At 67.3% G+C, this 20,255-nt stretch carries 18 protein-coding genes; 10 read left to right on the top strand and 8 right to left on the bottom strand.

Annotation, left to right across the window (positions count from 1 at the left end; translation table 11 throughout):
- Positions 1-17: 17 nt before the first annotated feature.
- Positions 18-2,153 carry an acyl-CoA dehydrogenase gene (locus tag EV641_RS17030; RefSeq protein ID WP_132473244.1) on the bottom strand — a complete coding sequence of 712 codons (2,136 nt, stop codon included), beginning with the start codon at positions 2,151-2,153 and terminating at the stop codon, positions 18-20.
- Between the two features lie 92 nt (positions 2,154-2,245).
- On the opposite strand from EV641_RS17030, the gene kstR reads away from it, so the two are divergent.
- Together kstR and otsB are read left to right on the top strand one after the other, a co-directional pair.
- Complete coding sequence (gene kstR / locus EV641_RS17025) at positions 2,246-2,923, top strand: cholesterol catabolism transcriptional regulator KstR (protein WP_132473242.1); 678 nt, start codon at positions 2,246-2,248, stop codon at positions 2,921-2,923.
- Between the two features lie 106 nt (positions 2,924-3,029).
- A complete protein-coding gene (otsB, locus tag EV641_RS17020) occupies positions 3,030-5,588 on the top strand; it encodes a trehalose-phosphatase (protein WP_132473240.1) in 2,559 nt (852 codons plus the stop codon).
- A 6-nt stretch (positions 5,589-5,594) separates the two neighbouring features.
- Here otsB and EV641_RS17015 read toward each other — a convergent pair whose 3' ends face one another.
- On the bottom strand, positions 5,595-6,704 hold the full coding sequence (locus EV641_RS17015) for a LacI family DNA-binding transcriptional regulator (protein ID WP_054716987.1): 1,110 nt from the start codon (positions 6,702-6,704) through the stop codon (positions 5,595-5,597).
- A 151-nt stretch (positions 6,705-6,855) separates the two neighbouring features.
- Here EV641_RS17015 and EV641_RS17010 point away from each other — a divergent pair, with 151 nt between their 5' ends.
- From EV641_RS17010 to EV641_RS16980, 7 genes are all read left to right on the top strand, one after another.
- Positions 6,856-7,881 (top strand): zinc ABC transporter substrate-binding protein, encoded by a 1,026-nt coding sequence (locus EV641_RS17010; RefSeq protein ID WP_054716990.1) that lies wholly within the window; start codon positions 6,856-6,858, stop codon positions 7,879-7,881.
- 41 nt (positions 7,882-7,922) lie between these two features.
- Positions 7,923-8,789 carry a metal ABC transporter ATP-binding protein gene (locus tag EV641_RS17005; protein ID WP_132473238.1) on the top strand — a complete coding sequence of 289 codons (867 nt, stop codon included), beginning with the start codon at positions 7,923-7,925 and terminating at the stop codon, positions 8,787-8,789.
- Positions 8,786-9,673: a metal ABC transporter permease gene (locus tag EV641_RS17000; protein WP_132473236.1), complete on the top strand. Its 888-nt coding sequence runs from the start codon at positions 8,786-8,788 to the stop codon at positions 9,671-9,673. The genes EV641_RS17005 and EV641_RS17000 overlap by 4 nt, the downstream gene beginning before the upstream one ends.
- 28 nt (positions 9,674-9,701) lie before the next feature.
- Complete coding sequence (locus tag EV641_RS16995; RefSeq protein WP_054716871.1) at positions 9,702-10,250, top strand: TetR/AcrR family transcriptional regulator; 549 nt, start codon at positions 9,702-9,704, stop codon at positions 10,248-10,250.
- Positions 10,251-10,332: 82 nt separating this feature from the next.
- Positions 10,333-11,928, top strand: coding sequence for a GMC oxidoreductase (locus EV641_RS16990; RefSeq protein ID WP_132473235.1), 1,596 nt, complete (start codon positions 10,333-10,335; stop codon positions 11,926-11,928).
- Between the two features lie 21 nt (positions 11,929-11,949).
- Entirely contained in the window at positions 11,950-12,708 is a 759-nt protein-coding gene (locus tag EV641_RS16985; protein WP_132473233.1) for a 5-oxoprolinase subunit PxpA, read from the top strand.
- A 10-nt stretch (positions 12,709-12,718) separates the two neighbouring features.
- On the top strand, positions 12,719-13,327 hold the full coding sequence (locus EV641_RS16980; RefSeq protein ID WP_054716868.1) for an allophanate hydrolase subunit 1: 609 nt from the start codon (positions 12,719-12,721) through the stop codon (positions 13,325-13,327).
- Between the two features lie 13 nt (positions 13,328-13,340).
- Here the strand turns inward: EV641_RS16980 and mgtE are convergent, their stop codons facing one another.
- Positions 13,341-14,657 (bottom strand): magnesium transporter, encoded by a 1,317-nt coding sequence (gene mgtE / locus EV641_RS16975; RefSeq protein WP_241997327.1) that lies wholly within the window; start codon positions 14,655-14,657, stop codon positions 13,341-13,343.
- A gap of 186 nt (positions 14,658-14,843) precedes the next feature.
- On the opposite strand from mgtE, the gene EV641_RS16970 reads away from it, so the two are divergent.
- Positions 14,844-15,707, top strand: a complete 864-nt coding sequence (locus tag EV641_RS16970; RefSeq protein WP_054716865.1) for a biotin-dependent carboxyltransferase family protein — start codon at positions 14,844-14,846, stop codon at positions 15,705-15,707.
- Positions 15,708-16,144: 437 nt separating this feature from the next.
- Here the strand turns inward: EV641_RS16970 and rlmB are convergent, their stop codons facing one another.
- The 5 genes from rlmB to carD are packed head-to-tail and all read right to left on the bottom strand — an operon-like array spanning position 16,145 to position 20,237.
- On the bottom strand, positions 16,145-17,104 hold the full coding sequence (gene rlmB, locus EV641_RS16965) for a 23S rRNA (guanosine(2251)-2'-O)-methyltransferase RlmB (RefSeq protein ID WP_132473229.1): 960 nt from the start codon (positions 17,102-17,104) through the stop codon (positions 16,145-16,147).
- Positions 17,104-18,498, bottom strand: a complete 1,395-nt coding sequence (gene cysS, locus EV641_RS16960) for a cysteine--tRNA ligase (protein ID WP_132473227.1) — start codon at positions 18,496-18,498, stop codon at positions 17,104-17,106. Before cysS ends, rlmB begins: the two co-directional genes overlap by 1 nt.
- 11 nt (positions 18,499-18,509) lie before the next feature.
- Entirely contained in the window at positions 18,510-18,986 is a 477-nt protein-coding gene (gene ispF, locus EV641_RS16955) for a 2-C-methyl-D-erythritol 2,4-cyclodiphosphate synthase (protein ID WP_132473225.1), read from the bottom strand.
- Between the two features lie 6 nt (positions 18,987-18,992).
- Entirely contained in the window at positions 18,993-19,709 is a 717-nt protein-coding gene (gene ispD / locus EV641_RS16950) for a 2-C-methyl-D-erythritol 4-phosphate cytidylyltransferase (protein WP_054718970.1), read from the bottom strand.
- A gap of 39 nt (positions 19,710-19,748) precedes the next feature.
- Positions 19,749-20,237 carry an RNA polymerase-binding transcription factor CarD gene (gene carD, locus EV641_RS16945; protein ID WP_132473223.1) on the bottom strand — a complete coding sequence of 163 codons (489 nt, stop codon included), beginning with the start codon at positions 20,235-20,237 and terminating at the stop codon, positions 19,749-19,751.
- Positions 20,238-20,255: the final 18 nt, after the last annotated feature.

The raw sequence follows: 20,255 nt of genomic DNA, 5'->3' as shown, positions 1-20,255 counted from the left end.
GCCGCACCCGCGACCCGTCAGCTCCTGGGCAGTCCCAGGAGGCGCTCGGCCGCCACGGTGAGCAGGATCTGCTCGGTACCGCCCGCGATCGTCAGGCAGCGCAGATTGAGGAACTCACGCGTGAGCGGGCCTTCCACCCATCCCGCCTCCCCCGCGAGATCCATCGCGAGCTCCGCGGTGTCCTGACGCTGACGCACCCCGATCAGCTTCCGCACGCTCGACGCCGGGCCCGGATCCTGGCCCTCGAGCTGCGCGAGAGTGGTGCGCAGATCCAGCAGGGACCCCACCAGCGCCTCGCCGATCTGGGTGCCGATCCGGTCGTCGGCCACCGCGTCGCCGGGTGCGGCCCAGGTGAGGAGCTCTTCGATTGCGGGGCCGAGCGACGATTTCCCGCCCATCGCGACCCGCTCGTTCGCGAGCGTGGTCCGTGCGAGTTTCCAGCCGCCGCCGAGCGAACCGACGACACACTCGTCGGGCACGAACACCGAGTCGAGGAAGACTTCGTTGAACAGCGCATCGCCGGTGATCTCGCGAAGCGGTGCCACGGTGATGCCCGCGGACTTCATGTCGACGAGAAAGTACGTGATGCCCTTGTGTTTCGGAGCGTCCCGGTCGGTGCGGGCCAGGCAGATCGCCCAGTCGGCCTCGTGCGCGAGCGAGGTCCACACCTTCTGTCCCTGCAGTGTCCAGCCGCCGTCGACCTTCTCCGCGGTGGTACGCAGGGCCGCGAGGTCGGATCCGGCGCCCGGCTCGGAGAAGAGCTGGCACCACACGATATCGCCGCGCAGGGTGGGCATCGCGAAACGTTCGATCTGCTCGGCGGTTCCGTGCTCGAGTACGGTCGGCACCGCCCACCATCCGATCACCAGGTCGGGCCGCGTGATTCCTGCGGCCGCAAGTTCTTCCTGGATCAGGAGCTGTTCGGCAGGGCCGGCCCCGCGCCCGTACGGGGCGGGCCAGTGCGGTGCGAGACAACCCGATTCGGCAAGCGCCACTCGATGCTCCGACTCGGGTCGCGCCGCGATCGCCGCGATCTCGCCGCGGATACGTTCGCGGTCGGCGGCGTGCTCGGACAGGTCGATTCCGAGATGGCGGCGTGCGCCCGCGCGGGTCAGACCGGTCAGTCGTGCGCGCCACTTGGTGGAACCGCCGAGCAGCTGCCGCGTGGCCACCGCGCGCCGCAGGTAGAAGTGCGCGTCGTGTTCCCAGGTGAAGCCGATTCCGCCGAGGACCTGGATCGCGTCCTCGGCGGTCTTCACGGCCGCGTCCAGCGATACCGCCGCAGCGACGGCGGCCGCGACGGGCAGCTCGGCCGGATCGGCGTCCACGGCAACGGCTGCGTCCCAGGCCAGGGCTCGGATCTTCTCCGTGCGGCACAGCATTTCCGCGCACAGGTGCTTGATGGCCTGGAACGAACCGATGGGCTTGCCGAACTGCTCGCGGATCTTGGCGTACTCGACTGCGGTGGTCAGTGCCCAGCCTGCGACGCCGGCAAGCTCGGCCGCCGAGAGTGCCACGGTGAGATCGTGGACGAACCCTGCGGGAGCCTGCACCACCCGGTCTGCAGGAACAACCGTTCCGTCGAATCGCACCCGTGCGAGCGGGCGTGACTTGTCGATCGTGTCGAGCACGTCCAGATGCATGCCCGGGGCATCGGCGTCCACCAACCCCCAGCGTTCGGGGCCGTCGATGTCGAGCCGGACGAGGACTGCCACACCGGACTCTGCCGCGATCACCGCGCCGGCCTCACCGGTCAGCACGACACCGTCGGCTGTGGACTCGGCGGTGACCGGGTCGAGTGCGACGGCGGTGGGCAGGGCGCCTTCCGCGAGCAGGGTGGCCGTCTTCACCGCCGAATCTCCGCCGCGACCGAACACGAGCGCAGCGACGGCAGTCGTCACGACCGGCCCGGGAGCGAGTTCGTGTGCGGCCTGTTCGAGCATGACGGCCAGGTCGACCACGGTGGCGCCGAGCCCTCCGGCCTCTTCCGGAACGGCAACACCGAACAGTCCGAGTTCGGCGAGCGACGTCCAGCCCTCGCGCCACACGTCGTCGGGATGCCGACGTATCCTGGACACCGGCTCCACGGCTCGTGACCAGGCCTGAACAGAAGCCTGAACGGCCCGCTGTTCCTCTGTCATGGCAATACTCACAGCGGGTCTCCGACCTTTCGAAATGACATTCTTACCTAGAACGTGTTCTAATATGACACCGGTTCAGAGTCAAGGTGTGAGGAAAACGATCTATGGCCACCCCGTCTCGCTCGCGTTCCAATGGCAACGGAACCCTGACCGCCCTCACCGAGGACGATCTCAGTTCCAACGCTCAGAAGGAACGGCGCAAGCGGATTCTCGACGCCACCCTGACGCTCGCGTCCAAGGGCGGCTACGAGGCCGTGCAGATGCGCTCGGTGGCAGAACGCGCCGACGTCGCGGTGGGCACGCTGTACCGGTACTTCCCGTCGAAGGTGCACCTGCTGGTCTCGGCCCTCGGGCGCGAATTCGCCCGCATCGAGGGCAGGGGGAAGATCCCACCCGGCCACAGTCCGCTCGAACGCATGCATCTGATCCTGAGCTTGATCACCAAGGCCATGCAGCGCGACCCGCTGCTCACCGAGGCGATGACCCGGGCGTTCATGTTCGCCGATGCGTCGGCCGCCGCCGAGGTCGACCAGGTAGGCAAGCTCATGGACCGGCTCTTCGCCAAGGCGATGAACGAGGGCGAGCCCACCGAGGAAGAACTCGCGATCGCGCGCGTCATCAGCGATGTGTGGCTGTCCAACCTCGTAGCGTGGTTGACCCGCCGCTCCTCGGCCACCGACGTCGCACGCCGGCTGGAACTGACCGTCGACCTGCTGCTCGGCGATTCCCCGCGCGAAGTGTACTCCACGCCGGGTGGCGCCGAGTCGCACGGCGATTCCTGAGCCGAACGACTCTTACGTCCCACACTCCGACGGTGTAACACGAAACACCCCCACGATTGCCTCCACACGGGTGGATGCACGGGTTTTTTCGCCTACCTTGGGACAGGTGAGCGCACTAGATCTCCCCATCGAGCTGCGCCGGGCGCTGGCCGCCGTCGCACGCGCACCCCGGCTGCTGGTCGCGAGCGACTACGACGGCACGTTGTCCCCCATCGTGTCCGATCCGGACAAGGCTCATCCGCACGCCGAAGCGGTCCGCGCCCTGCGGGGCCTCGCGGTTCTGCCCGGGACCTCCGCCGCGGTCATCTCGGGACGCGCGCTCAAGGATCTGGCGGTGCTTTCGCGTCTGCCCGTGGAGGTCAAGCTGGTCGGAAGCCACGGCTCCGAGTTCGATGTCGGATTCGTGCATGCGATCGACGACGAGTCCCGGAGCCGACTCCACGACATCGTCGCGGGGTTCGAGGCCATCGCGAGGCGATTCCCCGGGGTCGGGGTGGAGGCGAAGCCCGCCAGCGCCGCCTTGCACGTACGCAATGCCGCGCCCGAGGACGCCGAATCCGCCCTGGCGGCGGTGCGCGGCGATCTCGCGCTGCTCCCCGGCATCCAGGTCACCGAAGGCAAGGCCGTTATCGAACTGTCCGTCGTCCCGACCGACAAGGGCAGTGCACTCGACATCATCCGGCACCAGGAAGCCTCGAGCGCCGCGGTATTCTTCGGGGACGACGTCACCGACGAGAAGGCATTCGCTTCCCTGCACGGACCCGATGTGGGTATCAAGGTCGGCGAAGGCGAGACGGTCGCCGAGTACCGGGTGGATCGCTCCGAGGACGTGGTCGCCTCCCTGGCATTCCTCCTCGAGGAACGCCGCACGTGGCTTTCGGGAGCGCACGCCGCGCCGATCGAACGACTCACGATGCTCGCAAGTCCGCGTTCCAAGGCGCTGGTGACCCCAGACGGCACCATCACCTGGTTGTGCCATCCTGAGCCGGATGCGGCCGCGATCTTCGCCCATCTCCTCGGCGGCGACGCCGCCGGTCATTTCACGATCGGCCCGACGCGCGAAGCACTTCCGTTGAGCCAGCGGTACGTCGACTCGACGATGACGGTCGTGACCCGCTGGGCGAGCCTCGCGGTGATCGACTATCTGCCGCACGACGTCGACGCCGGCCGCACCGACCTGACGCGCGTGATCTCCGGCCGCGCATCGGCAGTCGTGACGTTCGCACCGCGTCCCGAGTTCGGCCAGGGCCAGGTGACCCTCGAGGCCGTCGACGACGGTCTGCGCGTGCACGGCTTCAACGAACCGTACGTCCTGCGGTCACCGGGAGTCCGCTGGGACATCACCAGCGAGGGCGTCCACCACACCGCGCACGCCGTCGTCGACCCGACCGACGGCGATATCACCCTGGAATTACGCTGCGGAACAGACGATCTCGGACCCCATCCGGCGTCCGAGGTGGAGCGGCGCGCACACGCGGAAGCCTACTGGTGGCAGTGGGCCGCCGAACTCGACCTTCCCACCCTCAAGCCCGATCTCGCCAAGCGGTCGGCGCTCACCCTGCGCGGCCTCGTCCACGAACCGACCGGCTCGATCCTTGCGGCAGCGACCACGTCGTTGCCCGAAGAGATCGGCGGCGTGCGCAACTGGGACTACCGGTACTGCTGGCTGCGCGATGCGGCGCTGACGTCGCATGCGCTCGTGGACGTGGGTTCCCTCACCGAAGCCGAAAACTACCTCGACTGGGTACACGACGTTCTCGAGACACTCCCCGGACCGGAGCGCCTGCATCCGCTCTACACCCTCACCGGTGGCCCGCTGCCTCCGGAGGCCGTGCTCGATTCCCTTCCCGGATATGCGGGTTCACGACCTGTGCGCGTCGGCAACGCAGCCAATCAGCAGGTCCAGCTCGACGTGTTCGGACCCATCGTCAATCTGATCTCCGCAATCGCGCATCGGCGCGATTCACGCGGTGCCGACCACGTGTCCGCGCTCACCGATCGCGACTGGGAGCTGGTCTGTTCGATGGTCACGGCCGTCGAACGCCGCTGGTTCGAACCGGATCACGGTATCTGGGAGATCCGCGACAACCCACGACACCACGTCTATTCGAAGGTGATGGGCTGGCTCACCGTCGATCGCGCCCTCGCACTCGCCGACAGGTTCTCACGTCCCGCCGGTGAAGGTTGGGAATCACTCCGCGACGAGATCGCGGAGGAGGTTCTCGAGAAGGGCTGGAACGACGACGTCCGTTCCTACACCGCCGCATACGACGGCACCGACCTCGACGCGGCAACCCTGTTCATCGGACTGACCGGACTGATCGACCCCACCGACGAGCGGTTCCGCGAGACGGTCCGGGCCACCGAATTGGAATTGCGGAGTGGTTCGACGGTGTATCGGTACCGCCACGAGGACGGCCTGCCGGGCGTCGAAGGTGGCTTCCACCTGTGCGCGGCATGGCTCGTCGAGGCGTATCTGCTCGTCGGGCAACGCAACGATGCGGAGGCGCTGTTCGCTCAGCTCGTCGCCGCCGCGGGGCCGACCGGTCTGCTCAGTGAGGAGTACGACCCGGTGGCCGAGCGGTCGCTGGGCAATCATCCGCAGGCGTACAGCCACATCGGGCTCCTGCGCTGCGCGCAGCTGCTCGCCGCGAATCCCGCCTGACCGGCCTTACTCGGCGTACCAGCCGGTGCTCTCCACCGGACCCGAGGTCTTGCCGAACACCAACTGGGTGTCGAGGGTCTCGATCTCGGGGATGCCCGAGTGCGCGGGCGAGGCCAGCAGCAGCTCACCCGCGCGGCGGCCCTTGTCCTTCTGGGGCTGACTCACCGTCGTCAGTCCTTCGCGAAGCGCCTCGTCAACACCGTCGAACCCGGTGATCGACAGGTGACCGGGGACATCGAGCCCGGCTCGGTCGGCCCAGGCGAGCGCGCCGAGCGCCAGCACGTCGGTGGTACACATCAGCGCGGTGATGCGCGGGTTGACGCTCATGATCTGTGCCGCGGCGGACTGCCCGTCGCCGGAGGTGTGGGTGAACCGTTCGACCACGGTGAGTGCGGAGTCGTCCAGCCCGGCGTCGCGCATGGCGTCGCGCACCCCGAGGATACGTTCATGCTGGACATGGAAGCCCGTGTCCTCGAGAACGGACAGGTCGACGACGCCGTCGTGCCGTTCGCGGCCGAGCCGCATGCAGACGATCCCGAACTCGCAGTGCCCGAGCTCGATCAGGTGGGCGGCGAGATCACGCATCGGGCGGCGGTCGTCGATTCCGACGACGGGCGCCGCACCGATGCCGCGCGGCTGATCGCACGCGACGATCGGCAGGTGCCGCTCGAGCACCGCGGCCAAATAGGGATCCTCCGGCGGTACGGAATAGACGACGAACCCGTCGACGGACGAGCGATGCACGACCTGCGCGGCCTCCGCGTCGGTGAGGCCCGGTCCTGCAGGAATGAGGAGCAAACCCTGTCCGGCGGCTTCACATGCTTCGGACAGGCCGGAGAGAAAACTCATCGCGGCAGGGTCGCGGAACGAGTAGCTGAGTGCCTCGGTGAGGAGCACCCCGACCGCGCCGGCCTTGCGGGTACGCAGCGATCGCGCCATCGGGTCGGGACCGGCATAGCCGCGGCGCTTGGCGACTTCGAAGACCCGTTCGCGCAGCTCGGTGGATAGTTGATCTGGTCGGTTGTACGCGTTCGAGACCGTGGTGCGAGAGATTTTCAGCTCGGCGGCGATCGACGCCAGAGTCGCCTGTCGGCGCGGCTGACGGGACCTGGACATGATCGGACCGTAGTCCTGTGGCGATGCTCACGACCAGGCGGGTTGGGAAGAATACGCAAAATCGTCCGCTAAAGTGGAACGGTAACGGTTTCCAATAGCGTTAGGGTGGCCTCACCACCTTCCTGCGCCCCCGACCCAGGAGAGAACACCAGTGCGTATGTCCTCCCGCGCCGCGCTCGCCGCGGCCACACTGTCGTGCGCGACCGTCCTCGCTGCGTGTGGCTCCGGCACGACCGGCGACTCGGGCTCGGACGGCGACCTGAGCGTGGTCGCGTCGACGAACGTGTGGGGCTCGATCGCCCAGGCCGTCGCGGGAGACCGTATCGAGGTCGAATCGCTGATCTCCGAGCCGAACGCCGACCCGCACTCCTACGAAGCCAGCCCGCTCGATGCCGCTGCGATCAGCGACGCATCGCTGGTGGTCTTCAACGGCGGCGGATACGACCACTTCGTCGACGACATCCTCGAGTCCATCGGTGACGATGTCCCCACCGTCGAAGCGTTCGCGTTGTTCGAGTCGGGTGAACACAGCGATCTGCACTCAGGCCACGACCACGGCACGAGCAACGACACCTCCGCGACCGAAGCCCCGGCGCAGGACGCACACGATGACAGCGCTCACGATCACGACGGTCACGATCACGGCGGCATCAACGAACACCTCTGGTACGACCTCGCAACCGCCGACGCCGTCGCACACGCGGTCGCCGAGCAGCTCGCCGCGCTCGACCCGGACGGCGCTCAGGTGTATCGCGACAACGCCGCCGCCTTCCACGAGAGCCTGCACGGCATCTCCGACGTGACGACCCGGATCGCGGACACCCACACCGACGCACCCATCGCGCAGACCGAGACCATCGGCCACTACCTCGTACTGTCGGCCGGTCTCGACGACGTGACCCCCACCGACTTCACCAACGCGATCGAGAACGGCACCGACCCGTCGCCCGCGAGCATCGCCGAAACCCGGCAACTGCTGCTGGACAAGAGGGTCGGGGTGCTTCTCTACAATCCGCAGACCGAGGACAAGGTGAGCCGGGAGATGCGCTCCGCCGCGGAGTCTTCGGGCATTCCCGTCGTCGAGGTTTTCGAGACCCTCCCCGAGGGAGTCGATTACATTCAGTGGCAGACCCGGACCGCCGAGTCGCTCGCCGCCGGACTCGATTCTGCGTCGTAATCCCCACAGCCCCTGACCACAGCTCGAGAACGCGGACCCCGGTGACATCTTCCCTACCCGACCATCCCCACGCGGTCGAACTGAGCGGCGCCCGATTGGCGTTCGGCGACCGTACCCTCTGGGACCACCTCGATCTCGCGGTGCATCCCGGAGAGTTCGTCGCGGTCCTCGGGCCGAACGGCGCCGGAAAGACCTCTCTGCTCAAGGTCCTGCTCGGTCAGCTACCGCTCAGCGCCGGCACCGCCACCATCGCGGACACACCGGTCCACACCGGCAGCCCCCACGTCGGATACGTGCCGCAACAGAAGACCCTCGAGGTGGGTGTCCCGCTGCGCGGCCGCGACCTCGTCGGACTCGGAGTGGACGGGCACCTGTGGGGCACCGGCATTCGACATTTCAAGCGCCGCAAGGCCGCTGTGGACGCCGCAATCGCCCAGGTCGGCGCGCAGTCGTACGCGAACGCGCTGGTGGGCGACCTGTCCGGCGGAGAACAGCAACGACTCCGGGTGGCGCAGGCGCTCGTGGGTGATCCGCAGGTCCTGCTGTGCGACGAACCGCTGCTCAGCCTCGACCTCGCCAACCAGCATCTCGTGTCGACGCTCATCGACCAGCGACGCAAGGACCACGACACCGCCGTCCTGTTCGTCACCCACGAGATCAATCCGATCCTTCCCCTCGTCGATCGAGTGCTGTATCTCGTCGACGGCCAGTTCCGCATCGGCACACCGTCGGAGGTCATGACCTCCGAGGTGCTCTCCGAGCTGTACCGCACCGAAGTCGAAGTGCTCGAGATGCGGGGGCGGCTCGTCGTCGTCGGCACGGGCGACGCCATCGATGCGCTCGGCAGCGCGGGCGGGCTCCGTCCCGGCGAAGGCGTCCACCACCACCACCCGGAAGACAGCGAATGAGCAGCAAGTTCACGGACGCAATGGGACGTCTGTTCGATTTCCGGGCCACAGCCGATCTGCTGCAGTACGACTTCGTGCAGCAGGCGCTGATCTCCGGCGCAATCCTCGGTCTCCTCGCCGGCGTCATCGGGCCCCTGATCATCAGCCGTCAGATGGCGTTCTCGGTGCACGGCACGTCCGAACTGTCGCTCACCGGCGCCGCCGCAGCCCTATTGGTCGGAGTGTCCGTGGGGCTCGGTGCGGTCGTCGGCGCAGTGGTCGCCGCGATCCTGTTCGGGTTGCTCGGTACCCGTGCCCGCGAACGGGACTCGGTGATCGGCGTCGTCATGGCCTTCGGACTCGGCCTCGCAGTGCTGCTGCTGTGGGCGTACGACGGGCGCACCGGCGCGGCGTTCTCGCTGTTGACCGGCCAGATCGTGGCGCCCGGCGGAACCGGCATCTCGCTGCTCGCGGGCTGCGCAGTGGTGGTGATCGGCGCCCTGCTCCTGATGTACCGCCCTCTGCTTTTCGCGAGCACCGACCCGGAGGTCGCCGCCGCACGCGGAGTGCCGGTGCGGGCACTCTCGATGGTCTTCGCGGTGCTCGTCGGCATCACCGCTGCGCTCGGTGTGCAGATCGTCGGTGCGCTACTCGTCATGGCGCTGCTCATCACACCGGCCGCCGCAGCGGCGCGGGTGACTCGTGGGCCACTCGCGGCGACGGTCCTGTCGGTGGTCTTCGCCGAGGTCGCGGCTGTCGGCGGTATCCTGCTCGCGCTCGCACCCGGTGTCCCGGTGTCGAGTTTCATCACCACGATCGCCTTCGTCATCTACCTCGTGTGCCGGACGATCGGATCGGCGCAACGTCGCCGGGGCGCTGGGCGGGTTCTCGCACCGGCGTCATGACGTCCGCTCGGTGCGGGACAATCAGCGGATGCGCTCCCGTACGAAGGTTCTCGACGCGACGCTCGCGCTCATCACGCGCGACGGGTTCGATGCCGTCAGCATCGCAGGGGTGGCGAAGGCGGCCGGCGTCTCCCGGCAGACCGTGTACTCGATATTCGGGAGTCGCGAAGATCTGGTGTCGCAAGCGGTCGCGAGCGCTGCACTGGGAGGGCTCGACGATGTCCTCACGCGGTTGGACGGAACCGGCTCGCCGTGCGAGTACCTGGTCGAACTGCTCGTCGCGGGACGAGCTGCGGTGCGTGGCAACCCGGTGCTCTCCGCGTTGCACCGTTCGGGCCGCGAGCATCCCTTCTTCGACACGGGCATGGTGAGCCGGGCAAAACCGGTCGTGCGACAGCTACTCGCGCCCATGAGCGAGAAGTATCCGGAGACAGTTCCCGAGATCGACGACATCGCCGATATCGCGCTCGTCCTCGGATTGTCGGTGGTTCTGTTCGACGACCCTGAGATGCACTCGGACGATGAGTTGCGACGGTTTCTCACCCGGTGGCTGGGCCCCTCGATGCCAAAACCTTGACACTTTGGGTCACTCTGTCTAGTTTTGCACGCGGCCGGGGGACATCCGCCCGGCCCGAGCACATTCTGAGGGGGACGGAAGCTTGTCGAGCATCACGAGGCGCGCATTTCTCGCAGGCGCAGCCACCATCGGCGCGACGCTGGCGGGATCATCGGCTGCATATGCTTCGACCGGCATCGCTGCCCGGGCGAACAAGGTTCCGCTGACACGCGAAGAACACCGCGTCGTCGTCATCGGCTCCGGGTTCGGCGGCGGTGTGAGCGCACTGCGCCTGGCCGAAGCCGGCGTGCCTGTCACGATTCTCGAACGGGGAAAGCGCTGGCCCACCGGCCCCGACGCGACGACCTTCCCGCGAGTCGACGCACCCGACGGGCGCATGTTGTGGTTCCGCTCCGCACCCGAACTCTTCGGTAGGCCCGTCATGGTCGAGCCGCACACCGGCCTGGTCGAGGCGGTTGTCGGACAGAACATGACCGCCCTGTGCGCCGCAGGCGTCGGCGGTGGCTCGCTGGTCTACCAGGGAATGTCGTTGCAGCCCAGCGAGGAAGTGTTCAACACCCACTTCCCGAACGAGCTCGACTGGGCCACCATGAATCGCGTCCACTACCCGCGGGTGTCGCGGATGCTGGGGCTCGCGACCGCCCCCGACGAACTGGTCTCCCACCCCAACTACGCCGCCGCGCGGATCTTCGCCGAGCGCGTGAAACAGGCCGGGCTTCCGCTCGACAAGATTCCCATGCCGATCGACTGGGACTACGCCCTCGCCGAACTGCGCGGCGAGATGGCTCCGTCGTACACGGACGGCTCCGGCGCACTCGGTGTCAACAACGGCGGCAAGTATTCCGTCGACGTCACCTACATCGCCGCTGCCGAGGCGACAGGTCTGGTGACCGTCCAGGCCCAGCATGAGGTCAAGGACATCGAACGAGCGTCCGACGGCAGGTGGACCGTGTACGTCGACCGGATCGACACCTCCGGGAAACTCCTCGAGAACAAGATCCTCACCACCGACACGCTCATCCTGGCCGCCGGTAGCCTCAACACGACCCGACTTCTGGTCCGGGCGTCGCAGAAGGGTCAGATCCCGGATCTCCCTGACGATCTCGGACGCAACTGGGGCAGCAACGCCGACCGCATCTACCTCTGGTCCGACATGCGTGAGGACTTCGGCGCACTGCAGGGTGGCCCGGTCGTCTACGGCAGCAAGAACTGGGACGACCCCAACACGGCGTTCACGGTGATCCAGGCATCGATTCCGGCGATGGGCCTCAACACCCGCAGCACCGTGCTCGTGGGCTACGGCATCAGCGACAGCCGCGGTTCGTTCGTCTACGACTCCGCGAGCGACGACGCGATCCTGCACTGGCCGAGGGATGGCGACGCAGCAATCCAGAGCGGCCACATCGATCCCATGGTGCGCAGGATCGTCGGCAATACAGGCATCGCCACCGACACCAACGCCATCGTGCCGTCCACGTGGCACCCGCTCGGCGGGGCGAGCATGGGCAGCGTCTGCGACCTCGACGGACGAGTACACGGCCAGCGCGGCCTGTACGTGCTCGACGGCGCATTGCTTCCGGGTCAGTCCGGTGCGTGCAACCCGTCGATGACCATCGCCGCCGTCGCCGAACGCGCGCTCGACAACATCGTCGCGAAGGACGCCGGGGTGACTATCTGACACGCGCCTAGAATCGGACACGTGACCCGTATCGACCTGAACAGTGACCTGGGCGAAAGCTACGGGCAGTGGCGCCTCGGCGACGACGAGACCATGCTCTCGCTCGTCACGAGTGCCAACATCGCCTGCGGATTCCACGCAGGTGACCCGTCGACCCTGCTCGAAACCTGCAGGGGTGCAGCGGTTCACACCGTGCGCATCGGAGCTCAGGTGGGGTACCACGATCTCACGGGATTCGGTCGGCGATTCATCGACGTCGAACCGGCCGAGCTCACTGCCGAGGTCATCTACCAGATCGGCGCCCTCGACGGGCTCGCCCGAGCAGCGGGTTCGGCAGTCAGCTACGTCAAACCGCACGGCGCTCTGTACAACGCGATCGTGCACCACCGCGAGCAGGCCCGCGCGGTGGTGGAGGCGATCCGCTCGTACAACACCACACTGCCTGTTCTCGGGCTTCCCGGATCGGCGTTCCTCGAGGAAGCCGAACGCGCAGGGTTGATCGTGGTGACCGAGGTTTTCGCCGACCGCGCGTACACACCCGAGGGCACCCTGGTGTCGCGGCGCGAACCGGGCGCCGTGCTGCACGACCCGGATGTGGTGGCCCAGCGTGTGTTGCGGATGGTCACCGAGGGTGTGGTCACGGCGATCGACGGCAGCGATGTGCACGTGGACGCGCAGTCCGTGTGCATCCACGGTGACTCGCCCGACGCCACCGCCATGGCCGTGGCTGTCCGTGCCCTGCTGGATGCCGAGGACGTCGACATCCGGGCATTCGTCTAGGCGGCGGAGCGTGAGAATCCTGCGCAACGGCGACTCGGCGATGCTCGCGGAGTTGGATTCGCTCGACGACGTTCTCGCGCATTTCCGCGCACTCGATGCGGAGCGAATGCACGGTGTCCTCGACCTGGTTCCCGCCGCCCGCACACTGCTGGTCCGTTTCGATACCGAGGCGACCCACGCCGACGCGGTACGCCGCTGGCTCGTCGAGACATCGCCGATGCGTGCGGACACCGAACCGGGTACGGAGGTGGTGATCGAAGTCCGGTACGACGGGCCCGATCTCGAGGAGGTCGGTGAACGAACCGGGCTGAGTGCGAGCGGGGTGATCGCCGCGCACACCGGCCGCATCTGGACTGTGGCGTTCGGCGGTTTCGCTCCCGGCTTCGCATATCTCACGGGCGGCGACAGCCGCTTGCACGTACCGCGGCGCGATTCCCCGCGAACCTCGGTGCCCGCGGGCGCGGTCGGGCTGGCCGGTGAGTTCTCCGGCGTCTACCCCCGAAGTTCCCCCGGCGGCTGGCAATTGATCGGAACCACCCAACAGGTGCTGTGGCAACCGGACCGCACCCCGCCCGCGCTGCTTCGTCCCGGTACCGCGGTGCGGTTCGAGCCGATCTGAGCGCCGAGCGGCGTCAGATTCCCAGCACCGCCTTCGCGATGAGGAAGTACACCACCAATCCGGTGGCGTCAACGAACGTGGTGATGAACGGATTGGAGAAGACCGCTGGATCTGCCCGGATCGCTTTGGCTGCCAACGGCATGACCCCACCGACGGTGGCCGCGAGCGTGCACACGGTGAGCAGCGTCAATCCGATCACTGCTCCCACCGATGCGTCGTAGACGAGACTCGCGACCACGAACGCCACTGTTCCGAGCAGCACCCCGAGTGAGAGCCCCACCCGGCTCTCACGGACGACGACACGACCGATGTCGCGGGGACTCACGTCGTCGAGGGCCAACGCGCGCGTGACGGTGGTCGCCGCCTGATTCCCGGTGTTGCCGCCGGTGCCGATCAGCAACGGCACGAACAACGCCAACGTCACTGCCTGCTCCAAGGTCGATTCGAACACCTCGAGCACCTGCACGGTCAACGTCGCCCCGACCGCCAGCACCAACAGCCACACGACCCGTGAGCGCACCAGTTGCCCCACGGGAGTAGCAAGATACGGCTGCCTCAGGGGCTCGGTGCCACCGATCCGGGCCTGGTCCTCGCTCTCGGCCGATTCCAGGATGCCCAGCGCGTCGTCGACGGTGAGGATACCCACCAGCCGTGTCTCGCTGTCCACGACGATCAGCGCCAGCAGTTTGAGCTCGGCACAGCGTCGGGCCGCTTCCTCAGCGTCATCGGTAGCCCGCGCGAAATACGGTTCGTTCATGATGTCGCCGACGACGCTGTCGGCCGGCGCGCCCATCAGCTCTCGCAGCCCCACCACGCCCACGAGGATCCGGTTCCGGTCGACGACCGGCAACGTGTAGACCGTCTCCGCATCGTGGAGGCGGCTCCGGACGATCGCGAGCGCTCGGTCGATGGGCATGTCGAGGCGCAACGAGACGAACTCCGGGCTCATGCGCCGACCCAGCGCGCCCTGCCGGTAGCCGAGGATGGCTGCCGTCAACTCACGTTCGTCGTAGGGAAGTCCGCGCATGAGCTTCGCGGCAACGGTGGCCGGCAACTCGTCGAGCAGTTCGACTCGATCGTCCGGCTCGAGATCGGCGAAGATCGATGCTACCTGATCATCCTGCAGACCCCCGACGAGGGCGCTCTGCAGGCTCGGATCCAGCTGCTCGAACACCTCCATCGCCTCGTCCTTGGGAAGCAACCGGTAGAGCACCGCGCGGTCGGTCTTGTTCAACCTCTCGAGCACGTCGACGAGCAGTTCCACGCTCAGGTCGGCAACCGCAGCATGCGCCGCGGTCAGATCACCGTCTGCCAAAGCACGCTCGACCATCCGGGTCGCCTCGACCCGGGTTGCCTCGGTGCTGGTGGCCTCGATACGGGTGGCCTCGATACGGTTGCTCGGATCGTCCCGACTCATCACGTCTCCCTCGAACTGCGGCACCCAAACCTAACGTGCTCCGGGTGAGCCCACCGAACTGTTCTCGCGGCCGGCCCCGGATTGCGGGACCATGGACCCATGGCATGGCTCGAGGTCGTCACCGGTGGGATATTCACGACCGTGCAGGATCGCGGACGCACCGGACACGGGGCCGACGGCGTGACCGAATCCGGTGCGGCCGATCGCACGGCACACGACGCCGCGAATCGGCTCGTGGGCAACCACCCGGACGCCGCCGCCCTCGAGGTGACGGGTGGCGGTCTCTCCGTCCGGAGTATCGGCGACACGATCGTCGCGATCACTGGAGCACGTGTCGACGTGACGGTCAACGGCCGGCTGGTGGGCGATTACGCGAGAGTGCTGCTCCGCGACCAGGACATCATCTCGGTCGGTGCGCCGTCCGAGGGCCTGCGGTCGTACCTGGCGGTCCGCGGCGGCATCGATGTCCCGGAGGTACTGGGAAGCCGATCGACCGACACATTGTCGGGCACCGGCCCCGAGCCGGTGCGCACCGGTGATCGACTGCTGGTGGGCGCGCTCGCCGACGAACTCCCCGGCGAGGAACAGATCCCTCCACCTGCCCCGGCCACCGATCCCGTCGAACTCCGTGTGCGAATCGGCCCCCGCGACGACTGGTTCACCGCCGCCTCGGTCCGCGCCCTCCTGCACGAATCGTGGACGGTGACGCCGAAACTCGACCGGGTGGGGATCCGGTTCCAGGGCCCCGGCCCGCTGCACCGCTCACGCCACGACGAACTTCCCAGCGAGGGCATGGTTGCGGGTTCCATTCAGGTACCGCCGGAGGGACACCCCGTGTTGTTCCTCGCGGATCATCCCGTCACCGGCGGATATCCGGTGATCGCCGTGGTGACGACAGCGGACCTTCCCACCGCCGCGCAGTTACGGCCGGGTCGGCGCGTACGGTTCGTCCGACTGATCTGAGTCACGACCTTGTTGTCCCGCACAGTAATCCAACCGAAATCACCGGCACTCGTGCGCACCTCCACCGTTCCGGACACTCCATGCCCCCGGGGCGCCAGGAACGCGGCGATCAAGTACTCCAGCCAGTCGGCGTAGCGGTAGAAGACCGGGTCGCCGTCCCACTCGAGGGCACGCCCGTCACTGCTCGGGACCCACTGACACCACGACAGCGGCCGCCCATCTGTCGGCAGCCCGTCGCGGCCCGCATTGTGCGGACCACTCGCCGGACCTGCGAACCCGCTGAGGAAGTCGATCTCGTGCCGGTCCAACGGCGGTGTGATCTCGAAACGCCCGTCGAACGCCGTCGTGTACGCCACCCGTTGCCCCCGCTTCCGTCCGGTCCTACCGATACAGACGCACCGGGGGCCGGATCGGTTCCCGTATATGCGCAGGAGAAGTCAGGAACGACGACGACGCGCGATGTCGGCGAGCACGACGCCTGCCGCCACCGACGCGTTGAGCGACTCCACCTCGCCGGCCATCGGGATGGACAGGATCGAATCGCACGTCTCGCGGACGAGCCGCGAGAGTCCCTTGCCTTCGGACCCCACCACCACGACAACGGGTTCGGTGCCGTCGAAATCGTCGAGATCGGTGTCGCCACCGGCATCGAGACCGACGACGCGGACACCCTGGGACTGCCAGTCCTTGAGCGTGCGCGTCAGGTTGGTTGCCCGCGCGACAGGAAGCCGCGCCGCGGCACCCGCGCTGGTACGCCATGCGACAGCGGTCACCGACGCGCTCCGACGCTGCGGAATCACCACGCCGTGGCCACCGAACGCCGCGACGGACCGGATGATCGCACCGAGGTTGCGCGGGTCGGAAATGTTGTCGAGCGCCACCAGCAGAGGCCGCTCGTGCCGTTGTTTCGCGCGCACGATCAGATCATCGGGATGCACGTAGCGGTACGGCGGCACCTGCAAGCCGATGCCCTGGTGCATTCCGTTGGCGGTGAGCCGGTCGAGTTCGCCGCGCTGCACTTCGAGGATCGAAATGCCGGCATCGGCCGCGCGCTGCACTGCTTCCTTGAGCCGGTCGTCGGCTTCCGCGCCGATCGCAACGTAGAGCGCGGTCGCGGGCACCTCGGCACGCAGGCACTCGACGACGGGGTTGCGGCCGAGGACCATCTCCGGCCCATCCTCCGGCTTACGTCCACCGGGACGACGGCCGCGGTTGTCGGCGGCCTTCGCCGCTGCGCGAGCGCGCCGTGCCGCAGGATGGTACGAACGGTCCTCGGCCTTCGGGGTCGCTCCGCGGGCTTCGAGACCGCGCCGACGCTGACCGCCCGAGCCGACGACCTGCCCTTTCTTCGTTCCGCCCTTGCGGATCGCTCCGCGACGCTGGGAATTGCCTGCCATCACTGCCCTGCTTTCAGGGACCACTCGGGTCCGTTCGGCGTATCCGTTACTTCGATCCCCGCCGCTGTCAGCCGGTCACGTACTTCGTCGGCGACCGCCCAGTTCTTCTCGGCGCGGGCGCTCTGTCGACGATCGAGTTCTGCTCCCACCAGCACATCGAGGGCGGCGAGCGCACCCGACTCGTCGCCGGAGCTCTCCTGCCAGTGTGCATCGAGTGGGTCGACACCGAGGACCGAAAGCATCGCACGGACCTGAGAGGCGATACGCACCGCTTCGGTCAGGTCTCCGTTGTCGAGCGCTTTGTTGCCCTCGCTGCGCCGGCCGTGGATCTCGGCGAGTGCCTTGGGTACACCGAGATCATCGTCGAGCGCCTCAGCGAAGGCACCGGTCCACGTTCCGACGGGAACGTCACCGGCCCGATCACGCGCCTTGAGCACGAACGACTCGAGCCCGCGATAGGCCGCGGCCGCCTCGGCCAGCGCCGTGTCGGAGTACTCGAGCATCGACCGGTAGTGGGCGCTGCCGAGGTAGTAGCGCAGCTCCTGAGCTCGCACTCGGGTGAGGACGTTGGGGATGGACAGCACGTTGCCGAGTGACTTGGACATCTTCTCGCCGCCCATGGTCACCCAGCCGTTGTGCAGCCAGTAGCGGGCGAAGCCGTCGCCCGCGGCGCGGGCCTGCGCGATCTCGTTCTCGTGGTGCGGGAACACCAGATCCATGCCGCCGCAATGGATGTCGAAAGTGCCACCGAGGTAGAACTCGGCCATGGCCGAGCATTCGAGGTGCCAGCCCGGGCGGCCACGACCCCACGGGGTCGGCCACGACGGTTCGCCGGGCTTCTCCGCCTTCCACAACGTGAAGTCGCGGGAGTCGCGCTTGCCCTGCCCGGCGCTCTCACCTTGGTGGACGTCGTCGAGTTTGTGTCCCGACAGCGCGCCGTATTCGGGGAAGCTCATGACGTCGAAGTAGACGTTGCCGTCGGATGCGTATGCGTGACCCGCGTCGATGAGTCGCTGCATGAGCTCGACCATCTGGGTGATGTGCCCGGTCGCGCGCGGCTCCACGGAGGGCGGCAGCACGCCGAGTGCGTCGTAAGCGCGGGTGAAGGCGCGCTCGTACGTCGTCTTCCATTCCCACCAGGGACGGCCTGCTTCGCCGGCCTTGCGGAGGATCTTGTCGTCGATATCAGTGACGTTTCTCACAAACGCGACGTCGAGGCCTTTCGCTGCGAGCCAGCGTCGCAGCACGTCGAATGCGACGCCGCTGCGCACGTGGCCGATATGCGGCTCACCCTGAACAGTGGCGCCACACAGATACACCGAGGCGTGTCCGGGCACCAGCGGTTCGAAATCCCGCACGGCTCGTGTTTCGGTGTCGAAAAGGCGCAAAGTCACGACAGGCCATCCTACCGTTGATCGACGTCAGGTAATACGAGTGCGGTGGCGATAGCCGCCACACCTTCTCCACGGCCGGTCAGCCCGAGGCCATCGGTTGTCGTTGCGGACACCGACACGGGCGCGCCGAGCAGATCGGACAGCACGCGTACCGCCTCGTCGCGACGCGGGCCGATCTTCGGACGATTCCCGATCACCTGCACCGCAGCATTACCGATGACCCAGCCCGCTTCGGTCAGCAGCCGCCGCACCTCGGTGAGCATCGAGGCTCCCGACGCTCCCGCCATCTCGGGTCGATCGGTCCCGAACACAGACCCCAGGTCACCGAGGCCGGACGCCGACAACAGCGCATCACACAACGCGTGCGCGGCGACGTCGCCGTCGGAGTGTCCCGAGCAACCGTCCGCATCGTCGAACAGCAGACCGGCAATCCAGCACGGGCGCCCCGGCTCCACCGGGTGTACGTCTGTTCCGATTCCGACACGCACGTGTGTTCAGTTCCCCTCTTCGGTCTTGTGTGCTGCTGCGAGCAGAGCTCGGGCCAGCACCAGATCCAACGGTGTAGTGATCTTGAAGGCGAGCGGGTCGCCCGCCACGGTGTGTACGGCTTCGCCGAGCCGTTCCACCAGCCCGGCGTCGTCGGTCGCGTCACCCGTATCGCGATTGGCGCGGTCGAGCAGGTCTGCGTCGAATCCCTGCGGTGTCTGCACTGCGCGCAAGGTCGCCCTGTCCGGGGTCCCGGTGACGACACCGTCGGAGTCGACGCTCTTGATGGTGTCGGCGACCGGCAGGACGGGAATCACCGCGCGTCGCCCGGCCCGCAGTTCGTCGACCACCCGGGTGAACAACTCCGACGGAGTCAGGGCCCTCGCCGCGTCGTGCACGAGGACGAACTGCGCGCCCGGTGCCGCCCGCAGACCCGCTCGCACGGAATCCGCACGCTCCGCACCACCCGCAGTGACCACGACCCGATCGGCGTACTTCTCGGATACGAGCTCCGCCGGGGGTGTCGCGGCAAGTTCGGGCGGCGCCACCACCACGACACGGTCGACCGCGCCCGAGCCGAGCATCGATTCGACGGCCCGGTCGAGCATGGTGCGCCCGCCCAGCTCGACGAACGCCTTGGGGAGTGATTCCCCCAGACGGACGCCGCGGCCGGCCGCCGGAATGATTCCGACGACCGGCCCGCTGCGATCGTGTACTTGCTGTATTCGATTCACTTGATGTTGATTCGAGCGTCGCGTCGCCTGTCAGGATGCGGCGGCGAGTACCTCGTCGAGCATGCTCTCGGCCTTGACGTTGTCAGTTCCCTCGGCGAGCGCGAGCTCACCCACGAGAATCTGCCGGGCCTTCGCCAGCATTCTCTTCTCACCTGCAGAAAGGCCGCGGTCCTGTTCCCGGCGCCACAGGTCGCGAACTACTTCTGCAACCTTGTTGACATCGCCGGAGGCCAACTTCTCGATGTTGGCCTTGTACCGCCGTGACCAGTTGGTCGGTTCTTCTGTATGCGGTGCGCGCAGCACCTGGAAAACCTTGTCGAGGCCTTCTTGCCCCACTACGTCGCGAACTCCGACGTATTCGGCATTCTCAGCAGGTACCCGCACCGTGAGGTCGCCCTGCGCGACTTTCAGAACCAGATATTCCTTCTGCTCCCCCTTGATGGTGCGTGTTTCGATTGCTTCGATCAGCGCCGCACCGTGATGGGGGTATACGACGGTGTCTCCGACCTTGAAAATCATGTGTCCCGTGCCCCTTTC

The sequence above is a fragment of the Rhodococcus sp. SMB37 genome (genome assembly GCF_004345605.1).
Lineage (GTDB): Bacteria > Actinomycetota > Actinomycetes > Mycobacteriales > Mycobacteriaceae > Rhodococcus.
Note: the sequence above shows the minus strand (reverse complement) of the source record. Positions and strands in the feature narration are given on the sequence as shown.